This window comes from Enterococcus sp. DIV0755f, from assembly GCF_051713725.1.
GTDB classification, from domain to species: domain Bacteria; phylum Bacillota; class Bacilli; order Lactobacillales; family Enterococcaceae; genus Enterococcus_D; species Enterococcus_D casseliflavus.
In genome coordinates this window covers 1,739,672-1,761,344 of the sequence record NZ_JBIOQL010000001.1, presented here as the reverse complement: position 1 = coordinate 1,761,344, position 21,673 = coordinate 1,739,672, and the positions used below count along the sequence as shown (strand labels likewise).

General features: G+C 42.4%; 19 protein-coding genes and 1 other RNA gene. 16 read left to right on the top strand and 4 right to left on the bottom strand.

The window, feature by feature from the left end; translation table 11 throughout:
• The first annotated feature begins 1 nt into the window (after position 1).
• The 5 genes from IGI73_RS07980 to IGI73_RS07960 all read left to right on the top strand — a co-directional run bounded on the left by IGI73_RS07980 (position 2) and on the right by IGI73_RS07960 (position 8,035).
• On the top strand, positions 2 to 3,055 hold the full coding sequence (locus IGI73_RS07980) for a pectate lyase-like adhesive domain-containing protein (protein WP_438759176.1): 3,054 nt from the start codon (positions 2 to 4) through the stop codon (positions 3,053 to 3,055).
• Positions 3,056 to 3,313: 258 nt separating this feature from the next.
• Positions 3,314 to 5,365: a glucosaminidase domain-containing protein gene (locus IGI73_RS07975; RefSeq protein ID WP_195960717.1), complete on the top strand. Its 2,052-nt coding sequence runs from the start codon at positions 3,314 to 3,316 to the stop codon at positions 5,363 to 5,365.
• A gap of 18 nt (positions 5,366 to 5,383) precedes the next feature.
• Positions 5,384 to 5,863 (top strand): signal peptidase I, encoded by a 480-nt coding sequence (lepB, locus tag IGI73_RS07970; protein WP_086295423.1) that lies wholly within the window; start codon positions 5,384 to 5,386, stop codon positions 5,861 to 5,863.
• A gap of 121 nt (positions 5,864 to 5,984) precedes the next feature.
• The gene (locus IGI73_RS07965; protein ID WP_428206211.1) at positions 5,985 to 6,836 is read left to right on the top strand and encodes a hypothetical protein; all 852 of its coding nucleotides are present in this window, start codon (positions 5,985 to 5,987) and stop codon (positions 6,834 to 6,836) included.
• A 2-nt stretch (positions 6,837 to 6,838) separates the two neighbouring features.
• Positions 6,839 to 8,035: a hypothetical protein gene (locus IGI73_RS07960; protein WP_438759175.1), complete on the top strand. Its 1,197-nt coding sequence runs from the start codon at positions 6,839 to 6,841 to the stop codon at positions 8,033 to 8,035.
• A 79-nt stretch (positions 8,036 to 8,114) separates the two neighbouring features.
• On the opposite strand, the gene IGI73_RS07955 is transcribed toward IGI73_RS07960, so the two are convergent.
• Complete coding sequence (locus IGI73_RS07955; protein ID WP_034857413.1) at positions 8,115 to 10,436, bottom strand: PBP1A family penicillin-binding protein; 2,322 nt, start codon at positions 10,434 to 10,436, stop codon at positions 8,115 to 8,117.
• A 1-nt stretch (position 10,437) separates the two neighbouring features.
• On the bottom strand, positions 10,438 to 11,064 hold the full coding sequence (recU, locus tag IGI73_RS07950) for a Holliday junction resolvase RecU (protein ID WP_015509744.1): 627 nt from the start codon (positions 11,062 to 11,064) through the stop codon (positions 10,438 to 10,440).
• A 70-nt stretch (positions 11,065 to 11,134) separates the two neighbouring features.
• Between recU and IGI73_RS07945 the strand changes: the two genes are divergently transcribed.
• From IGI73_RS07945 to IGI73_RS07910, 8 genes are all read left to right on the top strand, one after another.
• Positions 11,135 to 11,680, top strand: a complete 546-nt coding sequence (locus tag IGI73_RS07945; protein WP_005226143.1) for a DUF1273 domain-containing protein — start codon at positions 11,135 to 11,137, stop codon at positions 11,678 to 11,680.
• 71 nt (positions 11,681 to 11,751) lie between these two features.
• Positions 11,752 to 12,162 carry a cell division regulator GpsB gene (gpsB, locus tag IGI73_RS07940; protein ID WP_005226142.1) on the top strand — a complete coding sequence of 137 codons (411 nt, stop codon included), beginning with the start codon at positions 11,752 to 11,754 and terminating at the stop codon, positions 12,160 to 12,162.
• A gap of 24 nt (positions 12,163 to 12,186) precedes the next feature.
• Positions 12,187 to 12,552: RNase P RNA component class B (gene rnpB, locus IGI73_RS07935), an RNA gene on the top strand.
• Between the two features lie 66 nt (positions 12,553 to 12,618).
• Positions 12,619 to 13,782, top strand: coding sequence for a THUMP domain-containing class I SAM-dependent RNA methyltransferase (locus IGI73_RS07930; RefSeq protein ID WP_428206213.1), 1,164 nt, complete (start codon positions 12,619 to 12,621; stop codon positions 13,780 to 13,782).
• The gene (locus tag IGI73_RS07925; protein ID WP_015509741.1) at positions 13,779 to 15,293 is read left to right on the top strand and encodes a carboxypeptidase M32; all 1,515 of its coding nucleotides are present in this window, start codon (positions 13,779 to 13,781) and stop codon (positions 15,291 to 15,293) included. Before IGI73_RS07930 ends, IGI73_RS07925 begins: the two co-directional genes overlap by 4 nt.
• A 146-nt stretch (positions 15,294 to 15,439) precedes the next feature.
• Positions 15,440 to 16,099: an HD domain-containing protein gene (locus tag IGI73_RS07920; RefSeq protein WP_428206214.1), complete on the top strand. Its 660-nt coding sequence runs from the start codon at positions 15,440 to 15,442 to the stop codon at positions 16,097 to 16,099.
• Between the two features lie 83 nt (positions 16,100 to 16,182).
• Positions 16,183 to 16,563, top strand: a complete 381-nt coding sequence (locus tag IGI73_RS07915; RefSeq protein ID WP_005226138.1) for a hypothetical protein — start codon at positions 16,183 to 16,185, stop codon at positions 16,561 to 16,563.
• Positions 16,560 to 16,793, top strand: a complete 234-nt coding sequence (locus IGI73_RS07910) for a hypothetical protein (RefSeq protein ID WP_428206215.1) — start codon at positions 16,560 to 16,562, stop codon at positions 16,791 to 16,793. The genes IGI73_RS07915 and IGI73_RS07910 overlap by 4 nt, the downstream gene beginning before the upstream one ends.
• Before the next feature lie 156 nt (positions 16,794 to 16,949).
• On the opposite strand, the gene IGI73_RS07905 is transcribed toward IGI73_RS07910, so the two are convergent.
• Positions 16,950 to 17,276: a hypothetical protein gene (locus tag IGI73_RS07905; RefSeq protein WP_005226136.1), complete on the bottom strand. Its 327-nt coding sequence runs from the start codon at positions 17,274 to 17,276 to the stop codon at positions 16,950 to 16,952.
• Positions 17,277 to 17,369: 93 nt separating this feature from the next.
• Here IGI73_RS07905 and IGI73_RS07900 point away from each other — a divergent pair, with 93 nt between their 5' ends.
• Together IGI73_RS07900 and IGI73_RS07895 are read left to right on the top strand one after the other, a co-directional pair.
• A complete protein-coding gene (locus tag IGI73_RS07900; protein WP_060791950.1) occupies positions 17,370 to 18,533 on the top strand; it encodes a VanZ family protein in 1,164 nt (387 codons plus the stop codon).
• Between the two features lie 58 nt (positions 18,534 to 18,591).
• Complete coding sequence (locus IGI73_RS07895) at positions 18,592 to 19,938, top strand: DEAD/DEAH box helicase (protein WP_428206216.1); 1,347 nt, start codon at positions 18,592 to 18,594, stop codon at positions 19,936 to 19,938.
• Between the two features lie 31 nt (positions 19,939 to 19,969).
• On the opposite strand, the gene IGI73_RS07890 is transcribed toward IGI73_RS07895, so the two are convergent.
• Positions 19,970 to 20,413 (bottom strand): GNAT family N-acetyltransferase, encoded by a 444-nt coding sequence (locus tag IGI73_RS07890; RefSeq protein ID WP_428206217.1) that lies wholly within the window; start codon positions 20,411 to 20,413, stop codon positions 19,970 to 19,972.
• Positions 20,414 to 20,483: 70 nt separating this feature from the next.
• Here IGI73_RS07890 and IGI73_RS07885 point away from each other — a divergent pair, with 70 nt between their 5' ends.
• Positions 20,484 to 21,536, top strand: coding sequence for a DUF7278 family profilin-like fold-containing protein (locus IGI73_RS07885; protein WP_005226132.1), 1,053 nt, complete (start codon positions 20,484 to 20,486; stop codon positions 21,534 to 21,536).
• The last annotated feature ends 137 nt before the right edge of the window (positions 21,537 to 21,673 follow it).

Genomic DNA, 21,673 nt, shown 5'->3' with positions numbered 1-21,673 from the left:
AATGAAGAATACCTCACACAAGGTAATAATTGCGATCATTATTGGATTACTAAGTGTGCAAACTTTTTTTCCAAGTCTGAGCAGTTTACTATTGCCAGAAATCCACGCCATCGATCACACGATTGAACCATTGGACGAAACGCAGAACATGTCCTTGCTTGATAAAGCAACACAACCGATCCAAACAAAAGAATTTGACATCCATACCCCTTTTTTTCAGTTTCCAGTTAGTGTGATTGAAGGTGTCGTGGATCAACCGATCGATGTTTTCGTCGTATCAAGCCAACCGTTAGATGAGATTACGCTGGTTGTAGCGAAAGAAGCAGCGATCGTGGAAGAAGAATTTGCTGCAGAAGTGAAGAGTAAAAAGCTGTCTGAAGAAGAACAGGAATGGACGCTTACCTTTGATGAAGAGCTAATGGAGTTCGAGATTCCTATCGTCTTTAATAAAATAGGCGATTATCAACTGGTTATAGGTGAAGCGGAACTAACGATCGAAGTACAGGCAGAAGATGACGAGGAAGAGGACTCGGATGATGATGCAGATAATGAAACGATCGAGACAGAAGTCTCACCATCAGAGACGCCGCAGGAAGGGGAACGAACCACGCAACCTTCCAATGACGCGAACCTAAACGAGAATCAGCAAGACACAGAAGCTGATCAAGCAGAAGCGATTGCCCAATTGACAGAACCGGTCACACCGTTAAACGAAATCAGTCACCGGGATGTTTCCAATTGGCAAGAATTTATGGCGGCAATCGTGAACAAAGATGTAAATTATATCAATATCGTAAATGACTTTGAATCTTCGGATAATCCTACTCAAGGAGTTTCTGGAGTGGCTGCGGGAAGTGCAACTTCCAACCCTACAAATGGATTAGCCTATATTTGGACCAATGCTTCTGGAATTTCAAGAACGCTTGTGATCGAAGGCAATGGGTATCAAATCGACTTTAGAGCTGTTGCTGTCGGATTTTATGATAGTACCGTCAATAGTGCAACGCCGTGGGACATCACGTACCAAAATATCGATATCGTTCATGGCAACTATTATGGCTTCATGAATTTTACGAATATGAGCATTCCACAACAGAATCTATCCAGAATGCGCTACCATAATTTGACCAATGCGGGAAATCAATTGATTCACTCGCACGCAACACCTGTCGTTATGTCTGGCGAGGTAACATCGCATCAATCACCGACGTATACGTCCCGATCAGGACGAGTACAAACGATCAACGCAACGAATCAGGTGAATATGGAAATAACCCAATTAGAAGTTCTCGATAACGCAGTAGTTGACATGTCAACGATTAATGCGGGAAATATTTATTTGTACTATGCAACGGGTCGAATGATTATTGGCGATGATGTGAAAATGACCTTGCGAACAGCTGGCACAGGAGGAGAAGCCTATGGGGCAAATATTTACATTCAAAATGGTCGGATCGATATCGGTAATCGATCAGAGCTTCATTTGAATGCTCGAGCCAACTCTCCCGCAATCAGTATGTATGCTAGCGGCGCCCACTTTGAAATGTCTGAGGATAGCAAAGTGGTAATCAAAGCTGACGGACGTACCACAAGCCTCAATGGATGGGGCTATAACATTATCTACATGGGTGCTGGAAGCACGATGCTTATTGGAAATAAAAGCAGTGTCGAAATTGATGCAGTGAATCAAGGGACCACCACATCCGGAGTGATCCATGTAGCCGGTGCCGCCACATTTATTGTTGCTAAAGAAGGAATCTTGGATATTAAGTCAGACGGAACCAATCCCTCTCATTCCTTAATGACATTTTTGAGCTCGGCCTCAACCTTCACTTTTGCGGATGCACAACGCATCAATTTAGAGAAAACAAGGGCGGTTACCGGAAATGCAGCAAATAGCAGCCTTATTTCGATCTCCGGCAGCGGTGGGCTATTAGATGTGGATATTCAAGCAGCGAAACAATGGCGGCACGGAAACTTGACGGAGGAACCAGACTTCAGTTGGAGTCCAATCTTCAACTTAAAAGTGAATTTTGCCTCTACCTTGTCATCGATTTCGAATGTTTCTTCCATCTCTCAAGAGATTGTTGATCATTTTCGCGCGAATTTTACCACAAGAGCACAACGTATCCTATTTGAATATATTCCAGATGTTGAGGTTCATTTAGAACCATTAACGGAAGACCCGGCACTGGAAGGCTCAAGAATCATTAGGGGAAAAGCCACACCTTATAGTGTGATTCGTTTTGACGGAGATCCAGCGATTCCCGCACCACAACTGCAATCACCTTCTTTTGATGATAACAGCTTGTTCCATCTTCAAGCAGATGCCAATGGTGATTTCAGCTTGACTTTAGCCGAGGGGGATCGGTTTACAAAACATAATACGGTGACGGCTTACGCTTTCTTAAATGGAAAATTTGATACAGCTGAAACAGTTGTTCAAGAGATTGCCACAATGAATCCACGAGATCCGATCGCACCAGATATTGAAGTGAACCCAGAAAATAAACCGGATATACCAGAACATTTAGGGTTTATCAGTATCGATTTCATCTCCCAGTATAGCTTTGGAGATGTATCAATAAGTGCAGATACCAAACAGTACAAGGCATTGCCGCAACGTCTTAGTAGTGCAGATGGCTCAGTAACTGAGGAACGGCCAAATTACGTGCAGATTTCTGACCGGCGCGCTCAATTTACCGGTTGGGAACTTAACGCGACATTATCCGCTGCAGGATTTCGTAATGATCGAGGAGAAGAACTTCGGGGTGCACGAATTATTTTAGAAAATGCAGTTATGCTGACGAATGCTGCCAATTCAGCAATTCCTCCCACTTATAGTGAATCAATGATCCTTGATCCTGGGGTACCCGCTTTGATCGCTGAAGCAGATGCAAATGAAGGAAGCGGTACCTGGATTCAGCGCTACGGGGATATGGGGACGATGGGGGATAGTGTCAAACTTGAAGTACCCATTGGATCAAATCCGCGTAACATGACCTACCAAGCAACGATTGAATGGGAGTTAAGTTTTGTCCCATCTACCGAATGATCAATGCTCAATCTTATCAAATGGAAGCTGTTGACACCTATGACAGCTTCCATTCTTGATAGGAAGATAGTGAGTAAATCGCTTGAAAAGCAGTGGGTTTTACCGTTTTTTTGCGGTAGATCACGCTTGCTTCATAATAACCGCGAAGATATAGAGTTCACCTAAACTCGTGCAAAACTATTCAAGCAGCTTTGAATCAGTTCGTCAGGTTTTGTTCAAAACCAATGATGCCAGCTGAAACAAGAGAAAGGAAACTGTATGAAGAGTAAAAAAAAGAAGTCATATCTGACATTATTCAGTGCTGGGATTTTAGCAAGCCAACTTTTTGTTTCTCCCGTATTGCTAGCGAAAGAAAGCCCTCAGCCTGATAACTATTCAGAAAATACAAATGTCGAACAGCAACTTGATGACCAAGATTCATCGGCAGCAGAAGACCAAGAAAGTCAAGAAGACGTCAGCAAAGAGCAAACGGAGGACTCGACCGAGTTATCCTCCGAATCAAATGAACCGCTTATGGATTCAGAAACAGCAGATCCCGTTGTAGAATCTCTTGATTCGTCTGAAGAATCAGACTCAACACAAACGACCGAGTCAGCGGAAACGACCGAACTAGAGGAATTAGAGTCCACGGAACCTTCCGAGGAAGAGGAAAAAATAGATGCTGAAACGGACGATCTAGAAGTAGAAACAGAGAACAAGCCAAAAGAGACCGACTTGATTGATGAGTCATTGGCACCCAAAGAAAATGAAATTTCAACTGAGAGCAACGAAAATACTGAAAATGCAAAAAAAGAGGAGCCGAAAACACCTCCGATTATTGCACCTGAGCAAGTAATCAACCCTGTCGTTCAATCACCAGATGCTACTTCTCACTTGAAAAATTCTTTTTATGATGGACGTACCATTGATTTACCAGAGAGTTTTCGGGCAGCGAAGATCGCAGATTCGAATCTGTTAGATTTCACCTTGCCGATATTAGCTGATTATGATGCCCAATGGCAAGCGGCATTGGTCTACGAGATCATCGGGCAAATTGGTGAACTAGAAGAACCATCGACAATGGACGAATGGATCAATGAACGGATCAAAGCGGTTATAGAAGGAAAAGCTAGCTGGATAGAAAAAGAACAGCAGGTTGAACAATTACAACCGGGGGATCTTTTATATGACGCAAATCAGTTAATCGGTATCTACCTCGCAGATGGTTACCAAGCAAGTTTAGTGACAAATCAAGAAGAGCCAACGAAAACTGCCATCGAAGTTCAGCGGGTTTCAATCGAAGAGCCGCTATCGATCAGACGGCTATCAAATCCTGAATTGGCTACATATGGCGAAAAGCTAGTTACTGAATATCCAGCCCCTTACGAATTTACAGTGAATCAAAAGACCCAGACGTTTATTGAAACATTGGCACAAGAAGCCCAAAGCTTAGGGCAAGAATACGATGTCTTTGCTTCTGTATTAATCGCGCAAGCGATCCTTGAAAGCGGCAGTGGCGACAGCGGGCTTTCCAGCAGTCCCCATTATAACCTTTTTGGGATCAAAGGCAGTTATCAAGGAAGCAGCGTGACTTTACCAACAATGGAAGATAAAGGCAACGGAGAACTATTCCAAATTCAAGCAGCCTTTCGTTCCTATTCAAGTTATCGAGATTCGATGGCAGATTATGTCAAATTGATTCGCGGAGGAATCACTGGAAATCCAACCTTTTATCAAGACGTGTGGCGCTCTGAATCAAAAAACTATCTTCGGGCAGCAGATGCTTTGACGGGCACTTATGCGACCGATGTTAATTATAGTAAAAAAATCAATTCACTGATTGCGGTCTATGGATTGACGCAATATGACCAAGTGATCGCAACAGAAACAGGCTTGTTTATCCAAGGAAAAGAACAAATTCCAGAAGAGTATCGCTCCCTCATGACATTTCCAGAATACAACGGTCGTGACTACAATCTTTCTGGTTCGTATCCTGTTGGACAATGTACTTGGTATGTGTTCAATCGGGTGAGTCAATTAGGCGGTCAAGTAGATGACTACATGGGAAATGGTGGTCAATGGGGCAATACCGGACGACGTTTAGGTTACAACGTCAGTCAAACGCCTAAAGCAGGTAGTATGATCTCTTTTGCACCTGGAACAGCTGGATCTGATCCTCGTTATGGTCATGTCGCTTTTGTTGAAGCCGTTGGTCCAAATGGTATTTTGGTGTCAGAAGGAAATGTCTATGGTGGAACCACAATCTCTTATCGCGTGATCAGCAATGAATTGGCGCACTCATCAAGTGTTTCATATATTATGCCAAAATAAGGATGGAGGGCTGGCAATATGAGTAAAAGGCATAGACAAATAGGTCTTCCTATCAGCGGTATCTTTTTGATGGTCCTTTTGCTTATTGTGTTTCTTCAGCCGTATCGACTGGCGTTAGTCAGAGGAACGTCTATGCTGCCGACGATCGAGGATCGACAAGTTGTGCTGATTCATAAAAAGCGCCAGCCAAATCGCTATCAGCTGATCGCTTTCGAACAGGAAGGAAAATTTTTGATCAAGAGAGTGATTGGTGTGCCGGGGGATTCCTTCGTTCGTACACAGGAGCGGTTGTTGATTGGGGCGGAGGATACTGACTTTGATTTTTCATTTATGATCACTGTGAAGGATGAAGCCGTTGAGGCGTTGCCGATTCGGGGGTACCTCAAAGAAGATGAGTACTTTGTCGTTGGCGATGCACTGCTCACTTCAAGTGATAGTAGAGAATTTGGAATCATTTCAAGTAAAACCTTTTATGGTGTGGTGACCACGTTCTTCTGACACATCAGCTTTTTGAAAGGAAGTTTGCGATGATTCATTTCTTGCAACATATCAACGAGACTAAGTTTGTATCAAAATGGATGAATAAAACGAATTTTAGTTTTGATGGAAGGAAGAGACTGTGATTTTTATCTATATTGGGATGATACTGCTTGCCATTGGAGCAGGTAGTATCATCGGTTGGCGATTGTATCGAGAATATTTATTAAGAAAAGTTGAAAAGCAGCTGTCGTCAGATGCTTTAGCCAAAAGGAAACTGCGTTTATTTAAGCACAACCTGCGCAGTGGGCACCTGCTAATTGTATTGGGCTGCAGTAGTGCCATAATCGTAAGTGTCTTGCTACTAACAGTTTTTCAGCTGACAGGCGGCATTCATGTGCAAAAGCTGCAAGAAGAAACCAGTCAATTGAAAGAGGAAGTCTTCGCGCTAAGAACTGAACAAACGGAATGGATGCGTATGCCGATTTTTGCATATCCTGAGAACGGCTTTTCTTTTGAAGCGATTGATTGGGAGCATTTACTCGTCTCCAATGATCGTGAAGCACAGTTTGCAGCTGAATATGAGTTGGCCTATCAGTTATCACCATATCTAGGTCGCACTGTAGCGATGATTTTTGTTGATCAGCCTTTGCAAGAAATCTCGATTGTTCTATCTAGCAAATTACCATCAATTGATGACTTAAACGGATGGGAAGAGAATTTTTCTCGTCTACTCCATGATATGCAGAACGTTCCCCTGATCACCCAAGGAACCTTCTCTGTCCAATTTTCCAAGGATTCTGATCAGTCCTTTGAGCAGACGATCATTCGTGACGAGAATGGGGTCTGGACCCTTTTAGAACGCAGATTCCCAAACACTGATGCTCAAGAAGTAGCCAACAACGAGAGGAGCGAGAGCATATCGTCTACTACTCAAACGGATCTAAGTGAAACGATCAATACAAATGAACAAAAAGGCAGTGTGAAAAATTAATGATGAAAAAGAAAAACAAAGGTTGGTTTTCTGCCCAAAAGCTAATGGATGAAGTGAATCAATTATCCATAGAAGAGCTGAATGAATTTGAGGAGACAAATCAAGAAGAGGGAATCGTTGAGGATCAAGGGTCCGCAAAGGCTACCCCTGAAAAAAATGAGGACGAGACCAATCGACCAGCAGACAATGAACTCCCTAAAACCCAGAAAGAAGCAGTAAAACCTGTCGCACAAACTTTCGCAAAACCGATTTCTCACCAAAGAGTGGCTGGAGATCAGCAGAAAGAGCAAAGTGTCAAAAAGATAGCAGTGCAGCAAAAGTCCTCTGGCAACCGTGACAGCTACGCCAAGGATAGTCAACTCGTTGAAGATAAAGGAGAACGTATGGAGAAAGAATTGAGTACAAAGCAGACAAATAAGCAAGAGTCAAAAGAACAAGAAAAGGATCATATGATTGAAAATTTATCTTTTGAAATCAAAGAATTGATTTTAGAAAATGAGCAACTACAGGAAGAAAAAAATCAGTTAAAAAAACAGCAGAAGGTAGTGGCTCAACAAGAAGCAGAGGCAATAGAATTAAAAGCTTCGCTAGTAGAAGCGAATAAGAAAGTCAAAGACCTAGAAGAGCAGCTTGCAAAAGTAGATACAGAAAAACTTGAAGTAAAAATCCAGCAATTAGAAGCCAAGTTAGCTGTTCAGCAAGAAAAAGAGCAACAAGAGAAACAAACTTACGAAAAGGAACGCGCTGAATGGACCTTGAAGCGGCAAGAAATCCAGCAGCTGCAAGAGGTAATTGCTGATTTGAAACAGCAATTGGCAGAAAAAGAAGAGCTTGCTGCAAATGTATCAGCTAGCGAATCAAATGAAGAAGTCGCAGAGCTTCAGGCGACAATCGAAGCATTAAGGGAAGAAAATGCAGCCCTACAAATCGAAAACGAGCAGTTCCAAACAGAAATCAGTGAGGTCTTAGTCTTTGCTAGAAGAAAAGCGAATCGCACAATTCAGGAAGCGAAAATCGAATCTGAACGAATGATCCGTACAACAGAAATGCGGATCGATGGGATTCATGATCGTGCCAAAGAGATTCTTTTTGAAGTGAACGAGACGAAAGAAAATGTGATTCATTTATTTGACGATCTGCATAATCAAGTTTATCAGCTTTCCGATAAAAAATTGCTGTTTGAAGAGCTTGAAAAGTAAGCTTCTACATTTAAATGGCAGTTAGTTATAAAAAAACAGTAGATCAGATTTTGATCTACTGTTTTTTTGCGATTCTCCATTATTCGACACTACCATCGTTTGGTTCCGGCGGGTCCGGTGGTGAGGAAGGATTATCCTCACTGCTGGAAGGTGTTGTTGAACCGGGATCCTGACTAGAAGCAGGAGGCGTAACGACCGATGATGAATCATCCTCATCAGGTGTTGTCACTGGTGGTGTTACTTCGCTTGATGATTCTGTTGTACTTGATGGTGTTGATTCGCTACTTTCTGTAGAAGGTGTCGTTGGTTCAACGTAGGAACTGCTGCTGGACGAACTTGGTGCTGAATAGCTTGGTTGGGTGTACGTCCCTTCAAGATAAAGCTCTCTTCCGATCCGTGTCAATCCGTCAGGCATTGTCCAGTCCGTGTTTTCTACAGAAGCAGAAACATAGCGCATCAATTCACGATAGACATCTGAAGCCACATGGGTACTACTATCAGTGATCGGTGTCATTTTGTCGTTGTAGCCTGTCCAAACCGCCAATGAGTAGGAGGGAGTATAGCCGGCAAAGGTAATATCAGGGTAGGCACCATTCGATGTATCCAGTTGTGCTAACTGGTCATCGGTGTAGTTGGACGTTCCCGTTTTCCCTGCTTGGTACAAACCATCGATTTGCGCGTTGGTTCCAGTTCCGACAGAAATAACATCTTTCAAGATATCGGTCACCATGTAAGCTGTCGTATCATCCATTGCTTCTTGACCAGAAACTTTAAAGGATTCTTCGTCTTCTGTACCATCTTGCATGACGATTTTATTGACGTACTGTGGTTCATAATAGGTGCCACCATTTGAAAACGCAGCATAAGCAGCGGCCATTTTCAGACTGGAGATCCCATACTTTGTGCCATCCAATTTATCCGTATTGCTGGAAATCGCATTGGATTGGGTGATCGTATCATATTCGATTCCTAAACCACTGAGAAAGTCTGCGATATTGTCCGCGCCGACTTCATCAAACAGCTTCACTGCCGGCACATTTCTAGACTCTGCTAGAGCGGTCCGCAAGGTGATATTGCCCATATATTGGCGATCCCAGTTGTAAACAGGAATATTCGTCCCTTTATACGTGTAAGGTTCATCTAAAATCATTCTACCCGTGGAATCTTGTAGAAATTGAAAGGCAGGGCCATAGTCTGTGATTGGTTTGACGGTCGAACCAAAGTCTCGTGCGACATTGACAGCCAGGTTATTTGCTAGAACATCATCAACATTACGGGCACCGATCTGAGCGGTCACCTTGCCTGTGTTGACATCAACTAAGGTAGCGGCAACTTGCATCTTGTCATCTGGGTAATCAACGTAGTCGTCACTGTTGACGATATCATATAATCGTTTTTGTGCATCGATATCGACATTAGTATAAATATCTAAGCCGTCAGTATACACATCTTTCCCAGTTTTTTCTTTGACTTCAGCGATCACTTCGTTAAAGTAGTTGTCAAAGTATTTCCACTCTTGGTTTTCACGGGGATTGTCTTGCAAGCCTTCTTGAATATCCTCGGCAACGGCCGCATCATATTCCGCTTGCGTGATTTTTTCATTTTCCAGCATCGCACCTAAAACAACATCTCGCCGACTTTTCGCATTATCAGGATGCGCAAATGGGTCAAAAGCTGAAGGGGCATTTGGTAAACCGGCAATCAAAGCGGTTTGCGCAAGGTCTAGTTCAGCTAACGGCTTGCCGTAAAACTTCATTGCGGCCGTTTGCATCCCATATACACCATTGGACATATATACTTTATTGATGTAGTAAGTGAGGATCTCTTGTTTTGATTTCATTTGTTCAAGACGAACCGCCATCCATGCTTCTTGTGCTTTTCGACGTAATGTTTGGTCTTCAGCGCTGGTAGAAAAGAAGGACAGCTTGATCAATTGCTGTGTCAACGTACTTCCGCCTTGCATACCGCCGGTTGTGGCATTGGATAATGCGGAACCGACGATCCGAATCGGATCGACTCCGATATGCTGGTAGAAGCGGCGATCTTCGACAGAGACGATCGCGTCTTCCAGCAGTTGAGGAATCTCACTTGCTGTAATTTTTTCTCTGGTTTCACTACCGAATTCAGTGATCAATTCGCCATTTGACGCATAGAAACGAGAAGAAACCGTTGAATCCAAACGTGTTTCATCAAGTGCAGGCGCATCTTTGGCATACCACCAGAATAGCCCCATCCCGGATAGAATCCCGATACAGCCTAAGAAAAACAGCCCCATAAATACTTTTAAAAGAATACTCCCAATGCTTCGTTTGCCTTTTGCCTTAGGAGGCTTTGGTGCTTTTTTAGCTGTACCTTTTTTAGAATCATGCCGAGAGGTCCTCGATTGTGATCCATTTGCCATACTAATCATTCTCCTTCATCGTTAAAAATTGATCAACTGCTTTTAAATAGGGAATACGCGGCGCAATTGAAGGGATGATTTCAATCCCATTCGTTTCAATATAGGCCAGTGTCATTGATTTTTTTCCCGTTTCTTTTTGCAGGTGCCATTGAGAAACTAAGCACTTGCTATCGAGAAAAAAGCAGCGTTGTAGACTAGAAAACCATAAAAGAACGAAACATAAACCCGCTTGTTCCAAACAGTCTTCCATATGCTTGATTTGGTGTGGATGAAAATTTTTAAAGGGAAATGACGTTTTGTTTTGAGTCTCTTTCGCTTCAAAGTCGATATATTGCCCTTGATAAACCCCATTGTAATCAGTGGTGGATGCCTCACGGAAATAGGCTTCTTTGATTACGGCGGCGCTTCTTCTTGGATAATCTACTTTCACGATTTGAATTGGTGTCGGTTTCTTATGAATGACAGCAAGTTTCCGATTCAAATAATAAAGGTTGCTTTCATTGATCGCTTCTTCAAAACGCATCCCACGATTGGCATACGTTTTTGGCTTTATTAGTTTCTCTTGCATTTTTTGTTTTTTGCCGTCATCATAGGTAGTAGATTGTCCATTCGGGTAACGAATAACCATGTTGTTCACACTCCTAGGCAACATTATACCAAAAAGTCGTTTGGAAAGAAAAGAGATGACCAGAGAAACAATGAAAACCTTATACTTTACTGGCTATCGTAATTATGAATTAGGTGTCTTTCAAGCAAAAGATCCCAAGATTGCAGTTATTAAGAAAGTAATAATGTCGACTTTGACCAATTATGTCGAAGAAGGGTTAGAATGGCTCTTGATCAGCGGGAATCTTGGAGCGGAGCTGTGGTGTGCCGAAGCCGTTGAACAATTAAAACAGACATACCCAGAACTGAAACTAGGAATTATTTTTCCATTTGAAGGGTTTGGTGAAAATTGGAACGAAACAAATCAGCAGGCACTGCAAACAGCGAAGTCATTTGCCGATTATGTCAATGCCACCAGCCATAAGCCTTACCAAGACCCCAGTCAATTAAGAAATCACACGGCATTTTTACTGGAGCATACCGAAGGCGCACTTGTGTTATATGATGACGAATTTCCAGGAAAACCTAATTATTTCTTAAGAGATGCCAAAGCTTATAGTGAGCAAAATCCCTACTTTATTCATCAAATAACAATGGATGACCTACAAAACGCAACATTTGATAGTAATTTACTTTGATTTTCGTATATTTTTTGATAGAATGGTCTAGAAAGTGAAAACCATTTGGAATAAACAATGAGGTGTAAATAATGGCAAATTTAATTTATAGTCCAAAAGATATTCTGCAACAAGAATTCAAAACAAAAATGCGCGGGTATGATCCAGTTGAAGTGGACGAGTTTTTAGATAATATCATTAAAGACTACGAAAGCTACAATAAAGAGATCTTAGCCCTGCAAGAAGAAAATGACCGTCTGACAGCGAAAATCGATCAATTGTCGAAAAACCAAGCGATCGCATCTCGTGTTCAACAAGAAGCGCCGAAAAGCCAAACCGTTACAAACTTTGATATTTTGAAACGTTTGTCTAATCTTGAAAAAGAAGTGTTTGGCAAAAAGCTTGATCGTGAATCAGAACCTGTCACTCGTTCTTCTTCCTACAACAGCAACTATACAAATGCTGATTTTGAAGATGACAACGAAAAAACCCGTCAATTCTAATCTATTTTAGAAAAGATAGTTGTGGTTTTCGGGTAATTGCGGCATAACTCGATTATGCTGAGGAAAGTCCATGCTCGCACAAGCTGAGATGCTTGTAGTGTTCGTGCCTAGCGAAACCATAAGCTAGGGTACTTGAGAAAGTAACGGCAGGAAAAATGGCTAAGGTGTAAGCTATGCCAAAGTATCCTTGAAAGTGCCACAGTGACGAAGCAAGGCGGGAAACCGTCTTGGTGGAACGCGGTAAACCCCTCGAGCGAGCAACCCAAACAATGGTAGGGGCACTTTTTGCACGGAAATGAACGGAGCAAGAAGGCAAGTATTTGCAGATAGATAATTACCCAGTGTTTTCTTCTCCCTGAGGAAAATACGGACAAAACATGGCTTATAGAAAATCACAACCTATCAGGGAATCCTTCCAGCAACGGAAGGTTTTTTTATACCAAGAAGGAGAGCGTTATGACTGAAAAAACATTTAATTGTATTGCCACCGCTGCGAGCGGTTTAGAAGCACTAGTGGGCAAAGAATTACGGGATTTAGGGATCGAGTGTGAGGTTGAAAACGGCCGAGCGCGTTTTAAAGGGACGATGGAGACCATTGCTACCGCGAACTTGTGGCTCCGTACAGCGGACCGTATCAAAATTGTCGTCGGGGAATTTGACGTATTGACTTTCGATCAGCTGTTTGAAGAAGTTAAAGCGTTACCGTGGGAAGACTTTTTACCTTTAGATGCTGAATTTCCGGTAGCTGGAAAATCAATCAAATCAAAATTGTATAGTGTACCTGATTGTCAAGCGATTACCAAAAAAGCAATCGTCAATCGCTTAAGAGAAGTATACCATCGTCCAGCAAGTGTGCCGCTGACTGAAACGGGCACTTTTTTCCAATTAGAAGTCGCTTTATTGAAAGACCATGCGATGATCACATTGGATACGACTGGCCCTAGTTTGTTTAAACGTGGCTATCGTTTAGAAAAAGGAGGCGCGCCGCTGAAAGAAAACATGGCTGCGGCTTTAGTGATGCTGACAAATTGGCACAAAGACAAGCCGTTTGTCGATCCCGTTTGTGGATCAGGCACGTTGTGCATTGAAGCAGCGTTGATCGGTCACAATATCGCCCCTGGCTTTAATCGGGAATTTGTTTGCGAAACGTGGGATTGGTTCCCAGCAGAAGTATTTGAAAAAGTACGGAAAGAAGCAGATGAAGCAGCAGATTATGATGTCGAATTAGATATTACCGGTTCGGATATCAATGGTCGAATGATTGAGATCGCCCGCAGAAATGCGGAAGAAATCGGTCTAGGAGACTCGATCACATTCAAACAACAAGCCGTTAAAGACTTTAAAACAGAAAAAGAGTATGGTGTCGTTGTGGCTAACCCTCCTTATGGTGAACGCTTAGGAGAAGAAGCGTCCGTTCAGCGACTGTATCAGGAAATGGGCCAAGTGTTTCGGCCGCTAAAAACCTGGAGCAAGTACTTTTTGACCAGTGACTTGACTTTTGAGACCCATTACGGCGAAAAAGCGACAAAAAAACGCAAATTATACAACGGTGCGATTCGTACCGATCTCTTCCAATACTGGGGACAACGTCCGCCACGCAAAAAGGAGTCTGCTGAATGAAAGAACAAGAATTTCTGAAAGAATTAAAAGAAATCGATCTATTACAACAAGCAATGGGGATCTTAGGCTGGGATAATCAAACAGGGATGCCAGAAAAAGCCAGTGATTACCGTGCGGAAGTTGACAGCTATTTATATGGTCTATACTTTGATAAAAAAGTGGGGGAACCAATCCAAGAAGCGATCAGCTATTTCGGGAAACACCCAGATGAATTATCAGAAGTAGGGAAAGCTGCGTATCAATTAGTCAAAGAAGAATATGAATTGCAAAAAGATGTACCCAATGAGTTGGCGATGGCGGCTTCCGCAGCTACGTCAAAAGCACATACTGCTTGGCTCAAAGCCCGTAAAGAAAAAGATTTTTCTTTATTTAAAGACGCTCTTTCTGAAAACATTCGCTTGACGAAAGAATTGATTCCTTATTGGAAGAAAAATGAGCTGACGAACTATGACGTCTTGTTAAACCAATACGAGCCGAATATGACGGTTGAGATCTTGGATAACGTATTCTCACAAGTGAGAGACGGTATCATGGATATTCGTCGTCAATTGGCTGAAAAAGGAACAGCGCCAGACACTTCGATCCTTTCACGTAAGATGACCGAAGCGCAACAACGTAAATTTATCTCAAAAGTGATCGCCGACTTAGGCTATGACTTTTCTCGCGGCCGTTTGGATAATACGGTCCACCCATTCGCTACGGGGATCAACCACAATGATGTACGGTTGACCACACGCTGGAGCGAAACTGACTTTTCGATGGGACTGTTCGGTGTGATTCATGAAGCTGGTCACGGGATGTACGAGCAAAACATCGATGAGAAATACGAAGGCACGCCTGTTCATGAAGGGGCGTCCATGGGAATCCACGAATCCCAATCGCTGTTTAATGAAATCATTATCGGCAGCAACCGCAATTTCTGGGCAAAGCAATACCCATTTTTCCAAGAATGTGCGGAAGGCACGTTTGATGATGTGTCTTTTGACACTTTCTATGACTCCTTAAAGCACTCAAAAGCTAGCTTGATCCGTATTGAAGCTGATAGTCTGACATATGTCATTCATATTATTATTCGTTACGAGATCGAAAAAATGATCTTTAACGAAACCGTATCGATCGATGAACTGCCAAAAATCTGGAATGACAAATACGAGGAATATTTAGGGATTCGTCCAGAAAATGACTTGGAAGGGATCTTACAAGACGTTCATTGGTCAGGTTCAAGCTTCGGGTATTTCCCATCCTATGCTCTAGGATATATGTATGCAGCGCAATTACTCCATGCCATGGAAAAAGAAATCAATGTCGATGAAGTGTTGGCTTCGGATGATTATTCACCGATTCGTAAATGGTTGACTGAAAATATCCATCAATATGGCGCATCCAAGAAACCAAATGAATTGATTTTAGATGCAACGGATGAATTATTGAATCCTCAATATCTATTAGACTATTTACGTAAGATCTATTTTAGCGTCTATAAAATCAGTGAGACGCAAGATTTCGCTTAAAAGTAACGAGTGGAAAGAAGCTTCGCAAGACGTTGCCGCCCCAATTATTTCATGGGGTGCTCGTCTTGTTGGACTTCTTTTCCTTTTGTATCAATCACCATCGAAAAAAGAAGGCTAGCTGCTTTCATATCGAAAGAAGGAAAAAAATGAAGGAAGAATACAATATTGCCGATCTTAGCAAAGTAATTGCTTATGCCGAAAGTATTCTGGGGAATGATTACACAGGACATGGGTTTGATCATGTCAAACGAGTGGCTGGGTTAAGTCAAGCCATCATTGATGCCGACGAATTGGCAGTTGATTGCTTTGTCGTACAGGCGGCAGCCTATCTCCATGATACGGTGGATGACAAAGTTGTGGCGGATGTCACAGCGGCGTCTAACGAAGTGCGAGCTTGTTTGACCACAGCGGGAGCCAGTGAAGCACAAACGAAAGAAATTTTTTCTATTATCGAGAATCTGTCTTTTTCAAAAGAACTTTTGCAAGGCGCGCAAGTTGTCTCAGTAGAAGGCCGCGTCGTTCGTGATGCAGATCGTCTCGATGCTTTAGGTGCGATCGGTATTTTACGGACGAGTTATTTTGGTGGCAGTCATCAACACCCGATCCATGTCAGTGACTTAGCCCCAAAGACGTTTCAAAATCATGAAGATTACCGAAAAGGGACGACGGTGATCAATCATTTTTATGAGAAACTATTTTTGCTTCCTGAAAAGATGACCACGGCGTATGGCAAAAAAGAAGCCCAACGACGTGTGGCTTTCATGAAGGATTTTTTAGAAGAATTCTATGCAGAATGGGATGTCTAACTTTGTTTAGAGTTTTTTAAACTAAAATTCGATTATTTCCTTTTTCCTTCTTTGTTCTTTATAATAGTAAGTACAAAGGAGGGATGGAAATGTACTACCAACAGGCATTACAACCGAATGAATTATTGCCAGCGATTTCCAATTCAGGAGAGTGCTTTTTTGTCATTCGGGCTGAGCTACCCATCCGGCAATATCAAATCGCAGTCTATCTTTACGACGATCAATTCTTTTTGTTGCAAGATGATCGCTTGTTTGATCAAATCGACCAAATCTCTAGTGAAACATTAGGGGATGAAGAAGAGATTTTACCATTTATCGAAGAAGCGCTGGAAGAAAACCATTATTTATTAGTGGAAAAAGCGTTTATTCGTTTAGATCTATCTACTTTACAAAAGATGACCGATCTTACTAGTTTCGATATCTTGTTTTATGAATTTTTTGACTCATGGGGGGAAGAAGGATGAAACGGACTGAATACGTAACGCTACAAGACCAAACATTGATCGACCTATTCCAGCAGTTAGGAGAGGATGTTTCGAATCTCGAGCTGATCGATGAAGAAAAGAATATCGATGTGGTGGTTGTGTCGAATAGTGATTGGCAATATTTATTGGAGCAAGTCAATGATGATGTGAGAGAGTCTTTTGCTGATACCTCAGAGACAGACCTGGATGAAGAACTAGCCGACGAATAAACCTTTTTTTAGTTGATAAACTGTTTTACTACGAAAGTGGCGGATGGATCTTTAGAAGGGGTCTAGCAATCAAGGCAGCTTACCAAAAAAATACGAAGCGATCTCATTTCCCGTCAAGAGGAGCAGGATCAATTCGTATTTCTAGGTAGGTTGCTTTTATTTCGTCCGCAGACGAACGTTTTTGACTTTTAAATAGCCGCGAATCAAGTTGACAATCAGTAAAAGAATGCCCACAATCAATGGAATCGCTAATAAGTAAGGCGAGTAAAGGTGGGTTGCTTGCACGTGTTCAAGAGATGTTTTTTCCACTTCATTGATGGCTTGTTGAATGACTTGTAAACTAAATCCTGTCAGAAAACCAGCAATGATGAAAAGGACGAAGCCTAAATAGGGAATATCGGAAGACCGGCGAAAAAGAGCAAAAGCTGCATATAAAACCAAAAGGAATGCCGGTACGCCAAAGGCAAAATAGGGATTTAACATGGTTTTTTAACCTCCTTTTCTTTTATGATACTCCAAAATTTACGTTTTGGGAAATAGCGTGTAAGATAAAAAGAAAACGTGAAGGAGTTCTTTATGTCCGCTTATATTACCCCAATAAAGGTTGCCTTGCTGGTTTTTCCTTTCCTAGCATTGGCGATATCAATGATTTTTTTTGTTATCCAATATCGAAAATACGGTCGTTTTATCTTGTCACGCGCACTGGTTCTGTATTCATTTGTCTTCTATTTATTGTGCGCCTATTTCTTAGTTATCCTACCATTGCCCTCGATCGAAGAGGTAGCGCAGATGACTGGTCCTAAGATGGAATTGCAGTTAGGGGCATCGTGGCAACATTTTGTCCAACAGACCGTCTTAAACATTCACGATCCGCAAACCTATCTTCCCGCTATGAAGCAGGGCGTCTTCCTTGAGCCACTCTTTAATTTATTGTTGACCTTACCATTTGGGGTCTATTTGCGTTATTACTTCAAATGTTCCTTTTTAAAAACACTCGTTATTACGTTTTGCTTGACGTTGTTTTTTGAATTAACGCAGTTGACGGGACTGTATTTTATTTATCCTCGTCCGTATCGCTTATTCGATGTCAATGATCTCTTTGTCAATACAGTTGGAGGGCTTGTGGGCTGGACGATCGCCCCGCTTTTTACGTTCTTATTGCCATCAAGGGAAGAGATGGATGCCGATTCTTACGCCAAAGGCACTCGGGTGACTGTGACACGAAGGGTGTTTGCTTGGTTGATCGACTGGGCAATACTGAATGTGGTCAGTTTTATTGTGGTGATCGCTGTTCGTTTGCTCACTCAACAGACGGTTCGGGACTTTAGTGGGGACTATTGGTACTTTGCTCTTGAAGTGTTGCTGTACTTTGTGTTGTTGGCTTACCTTGCCAAAGGACAAACGATTGGAAAAAAACTCGTACGAATCAAAATCATGCAAGAAGGCCGTGAGCGTGTCAGCTTGGGGGCTTTATTGAAACGCTATGGCTTGTTTTATCTGATTTATGCCAGCATCAGTCGGGTCAATATCTTTTTCGCACCGTTTCTTGAGTCCAACAATCTGCTGCTTTTAGTCGTTAGTTTGTTGATGGTAGTTATTTTTGGGTTGATCCAGTTTGGTTTTTACTTGAATCTCTTGTGGGCAGCAATAAAAAAAGAAAGCCGCTTTTTCTATGAACGCCGCAGTGCAACGTATACTATCAGTACGATCGATCCTCAATCGATTACAAAAGAAAGTTAGGAAAACAAGGCAACATATGCTATAATCCAAAGGATGCTAAAAGAAAGAAGGTGTTTGAATGTCTTTTGAGTCATTTAAATTTCAACCATTTATTTATGAAGCACTTGCTGATAAAAAGTTCTCTAAACCAACAGAAGTGCAAGAAAAACTGATACCTGTTATCCAAAAAGGACGCAGTGTTGTAGGGCAATCACAGACCGGAAGTGGTAAGACCCACACATTTTTACTGCCGTTGATGGATAAAATCGATGCCGAAAAAGATGAAGTGCAAGTAGTGATCACTGCACCGAGTCGTGAATTAGCCACGCAAATCTATCACGCCGCAAAACAAATCGGCGGATTTCATGATCCTGAAATTCGAGTGTCAAATTTCGTCGGAGGAACAGATAAGCAACGTCAATTAAGCCGTCTGCAAAATCAACAGCCCCATGTCGTGATTGGGACACCTGGTCGTATCTTGGATATGATCAACGAACAAGCGTTAGGGGTTCACACTGCCAATGTATTTGTCGTGGATGAAGCAGACATGACCTTGGATATGGGCTTTTTGGAAGAAGTCGATCAAATTGCGGGGCGTTTGCCTGAGAAACTACAAATGCTGGTTTTCTCCGCAACGATTCCAGAGAAATTGCGCCCATTCTTGAAAAAATACATGGCCAATCCATTGATCGAAGAAATCAAATCGAAAGCAGTCATCTCTGATACGATCGAGAATTGGTTGATTTCTACCAAAGGGAAAAATACCAATAAATTGATCTATCAATTATTGACTACAGGCCATCCCTATCTTGCCATCGTTTTTGCCAACACGAAGAGCCGTGTGGATGAAATTACGGATTACTTAAAGGAACAAGGCTTAAAAGTAGCGAAGATCCACGGCGACATCAGTCCTCGTGAAAGAAAACGGATCATGCGCCAAGTGCAAAATTTGGACTACCAATATGTTGTCGCAACAGATTTAGCTGCGCGAGGAATTGATATTGAAGGGGTTTCTCATGTCATCAATGCTGAGATTCCAGCTGATTTGGATTTCTTTATCCACCGTGTTGGTCGGACCGGTCGAAACCAAATGGATGGGACCGCGATCACTTTATATGATCCAAGCGATGAAGGGGCAATCCAAGCCATCGAAGATCTAGGGGTTGTTTTCCAACCGAAGGAAATCAAAAATGGCGAGATCGTTGAGACTTACGATCGGAATCGTCGGCAAAAGCGAGAAAAATCTCGTGACGAATTAGACCCAACCTTGATTGGCTTAGTCAAGAAAAAGAAGAAAAAAATCAAGCCTGGCTACAAGAAAAAAATTCAATGGGCTGTTGATAAGAAGAACAAAGAAAAACGGAAGATCGAACGTCGTCAAACGACTCGAACGGCCCGTAAAAACAAGAAAAATTCGAATAGCTAATGCTTAGCAAAACAGCAGTCAAGGAAGAGAACTACTCTTCCTTGGCTGCTGTTTTTAATTGTTTGGTCATTTCTACACACAATACGCCATCTTCAGCATAGGGTTCAGATGTTTTTTGATACCCACGGGATTCATAAAACGCACAAGCGTCGATCTCTGCGGATAACACTGATTGGAGGGCACCCTCTTGGACACCACGCATTTCGAGATAATGCAATAATTTGGTGCCGTATCCTTGGTGCCGATAGGCCTTAGCTACGCAAAAGCGATCAGGTTGCAGAGTGTTCGGTGAAGAGAATTGATAGCGAATGGTCGCGATCGGGATGCGTCCATCTAACCAAAGAAAGTATGGGCAGGTTTGGTCTTTTTCATCAAATTCCCATTCTATAGGGATGTGCTGTTCTTCCACAAAAACGGCTTGCCGCAGGGCGAAAACCGCTTGTAGCATCCACGGACTGCGTCCAAAATAAAGCATCAGTCGTTTTCCTCCTTTTTCGTGGTATACTCGTTATATAGTAATTGTAGCAGATGAGAGGAGAAATGACGTGGATTTTTTTGAGGCGTTACAATGGTCAAATTGGAAGACACTGTCCTTTGAAATCAAAGAACAGCTGATCCAGCAAATTTTAATGTATTTTGTCAGTCCTTTAAAGGAGATCACCGATGTCCATTTTAGTCAGTTGACGTATGCAGGGTTGAAATGTGCTACCTTTGAATTAACGATCGATGGCGAAGACTTTGTCTTTATACCAGGGAACTCTGAGGCGATCTTAGGTTGGGATCTCGGTGTGCAAGGATTACCAGCTACTTGCTGGAGTAAAAATTGGCAGTCACCACCCAACGAGATCATTCGCCAGCTGGAAACAATCTATGAGTTAGAAACCAGCCAGGATTGGGGGATTTTTGTCAATGAGTCTACGAGCCCTTTGCGCAAAGCTGTGATTGATCCTATGCTAGTCCAAAAAAGTTCTCTGCCTGCTGGCGCAAGGTATATCGGGCAGTTAAATACAATCACTGGGGAGTTTCACGGGTTAGTCGATCAATTCAGTGTTTTCGAAAAAGAGCTAAAGGCACAATTCACAGCACCAGCGTCCTTTGAGGAAAGCTTGCGTTGGGAATTACCCGCTTTTTACCACGAAGAGAATCGCTATTTTGCTGCACTCGAGCCGTTATCGGAAACCTATCAGTTATTTACCCACGAATCCGTCAGTCAAACAGAATTGAAACAGCAGTTAGACAAACAAGGCTTTCAGCTGCTATCAGAGGATCAATGGGAATACGTTTGCGGTGCTGCGACTCGGCGACTTTTTCGCTGGGGCAATGAAAAGTCCTGCGACGATGGTGTCTCTTTGTCAACCGCTGAATTGCTTGAACCGAATTTATTTGGCTGCACCTATGGGCTTGCGGATGCTTGGGAGCTGACAGATGGCTTGTCTTTAAAAATGGAGAACTGGCAGATTTGTGGGCATCCCTTATTCGATGCCTTGCCATATGCCAGTTATTACCGTTCACGGAAAATGCTGCAGCCAGATCAAAAGCTTTCTCCCCAGAGCTATCGTTACCGCAAAGCGATTCTGATCAACAAAGAACGGATTTGAGGATTGACTTTTTCGAAACATTTCCTTATACTTTGATTGACGAAGGATATGGTCGGTTTGATGATTCATTACAGAAAGTTTTTCATTGCTGAGAGAAAAACATGAATTCGGACGGATTGCTCCCTTTGGTGCTCAAC

What these genes read in the sequence shown, in the direction of transcription:
- IGI73_RS07980 (WP_438759176.1), top strand. Translation starts at nt 2, where the DNA reads ATGAAGAATACCTCACACAAGGTAATAATTGCGATCATTATTGGATTA.
- IGI73_RS07925 (WP_015509741.1), top strand. Translation starts at nt 13,779, where the DNA reads ATGAAAGAACAAGAATTTCTGAAAGAATTAAAAGAAATCGATCTATTA.
- IGI73_RS07960 (WP_438759175.1), top strand. Translation starts at nt 6,839, where the DNA reads ATGAAAAAGAAAAACAAAGGTTGGTTTTCTGCCCAAAAGCTAATGGAT.
- IGI73_RS07915 (WP_005226138.1), top strand. Translation starts at nt 16,183, where the DNA reads ATGGAAATGTACTACCAACAGGCATTACAACCGAATGAATTATTGCCA.
- IGI73_RS07975 (WP_195960717.1), top strand. Translation starts at nt 3,314, where the DNA reads ATGAAGAGTAAAAAAAAGAAGTCATATCTGACATTATTCAGTGCTGGG.
- IGI73_RS07945 (WP_005226143.1), top strand. Translation starts at nt 11,135, where the DNA reads ATGAAAACCTTATACTTTACTGGCTATCGTAATTATGAATTAGGTGTC.
- IGI73_RS07930 (WP_428206213.1), top strand. Translation starts at nt 12,619, where the DNA reads ATGACTGAAAAAACATTTAATTGTATTGCCACCGCTGCGAGCGGTTTA.
- IGI73_RS07910 (WP_428206215.1), top strand. Translation starts at nt 16,560, where the DNA reads ATGAAACGGACTGAATACGTAACGCTACAAGACCAAACATTGATCGAC.
- lepB (WP_086295423.1), top strand. Translation starts at nt 5,384, where the DNA reads ATGAGTAAAAGGCATAGACAAATAGGTCTTCCTATCAGCGGTATCTTT.
- IGI73_RS07905 (WP_005226136.1), bottom strand. Translation starts at nt 17,276, where the DNA reads ATGTTAAATCCCTATTTTGCCTTTGGCGTACCGGCATTCCTTTTGGTT.
- IGI73_RS07955 (WP_034857413.1), bottom strand. Translation starts at nt 10,436, where the DNA reads ATGGCAAATGGATCACAATCGAGGACCTCTCGGCATGATTCTAAAAAA.
- IGI73_RS07895 (WP_428206216.1), top strand. Translation starts at nt 18,592, where the DNA reads ATGTCTTTTGAGTCATTTAAATTTCAACCATTTATTTATGAAGCACTT.
- recU (WP_015509744.1), bottom strand. Translation starts at nt 11,064, where the DNA reads ATGGTTATTCGTTACCCGAATGGACAATCTACTACCTATGATGACGGC.
- gpsB (WP_005226142.1), top strand. Translation starts at nt 11,752, where the DNA reads ATGGCAAATTTAATTTATAGTCCAAAAGATATTCTGCAACAAGAATTC.
- IGI73_RS07900 (WP_060791950.1), top strand. Translation starts at nt 17,370, where the DNA reads ATGTCCGCTTATATTACCCCAATAAAGGTTGCCTTGCTGGTTTTTCCT.
- IGI73_RS07890 (WP_428206217.1), bottom strand. Translation starts at nt 20,413, where the DNA reads ATGCTTTATTTTGGACGCAGTCCGTGGATGCTACAAGCGGTTTTCGCC.
- IGI73_RS07920 (WP_428206214.1), top strand. Translation starts at nt 15,440, where the DNA reads ATGAAGGAAGAATACAATATTGCCGATCTTAGCAAAGTAATTGCTTAT.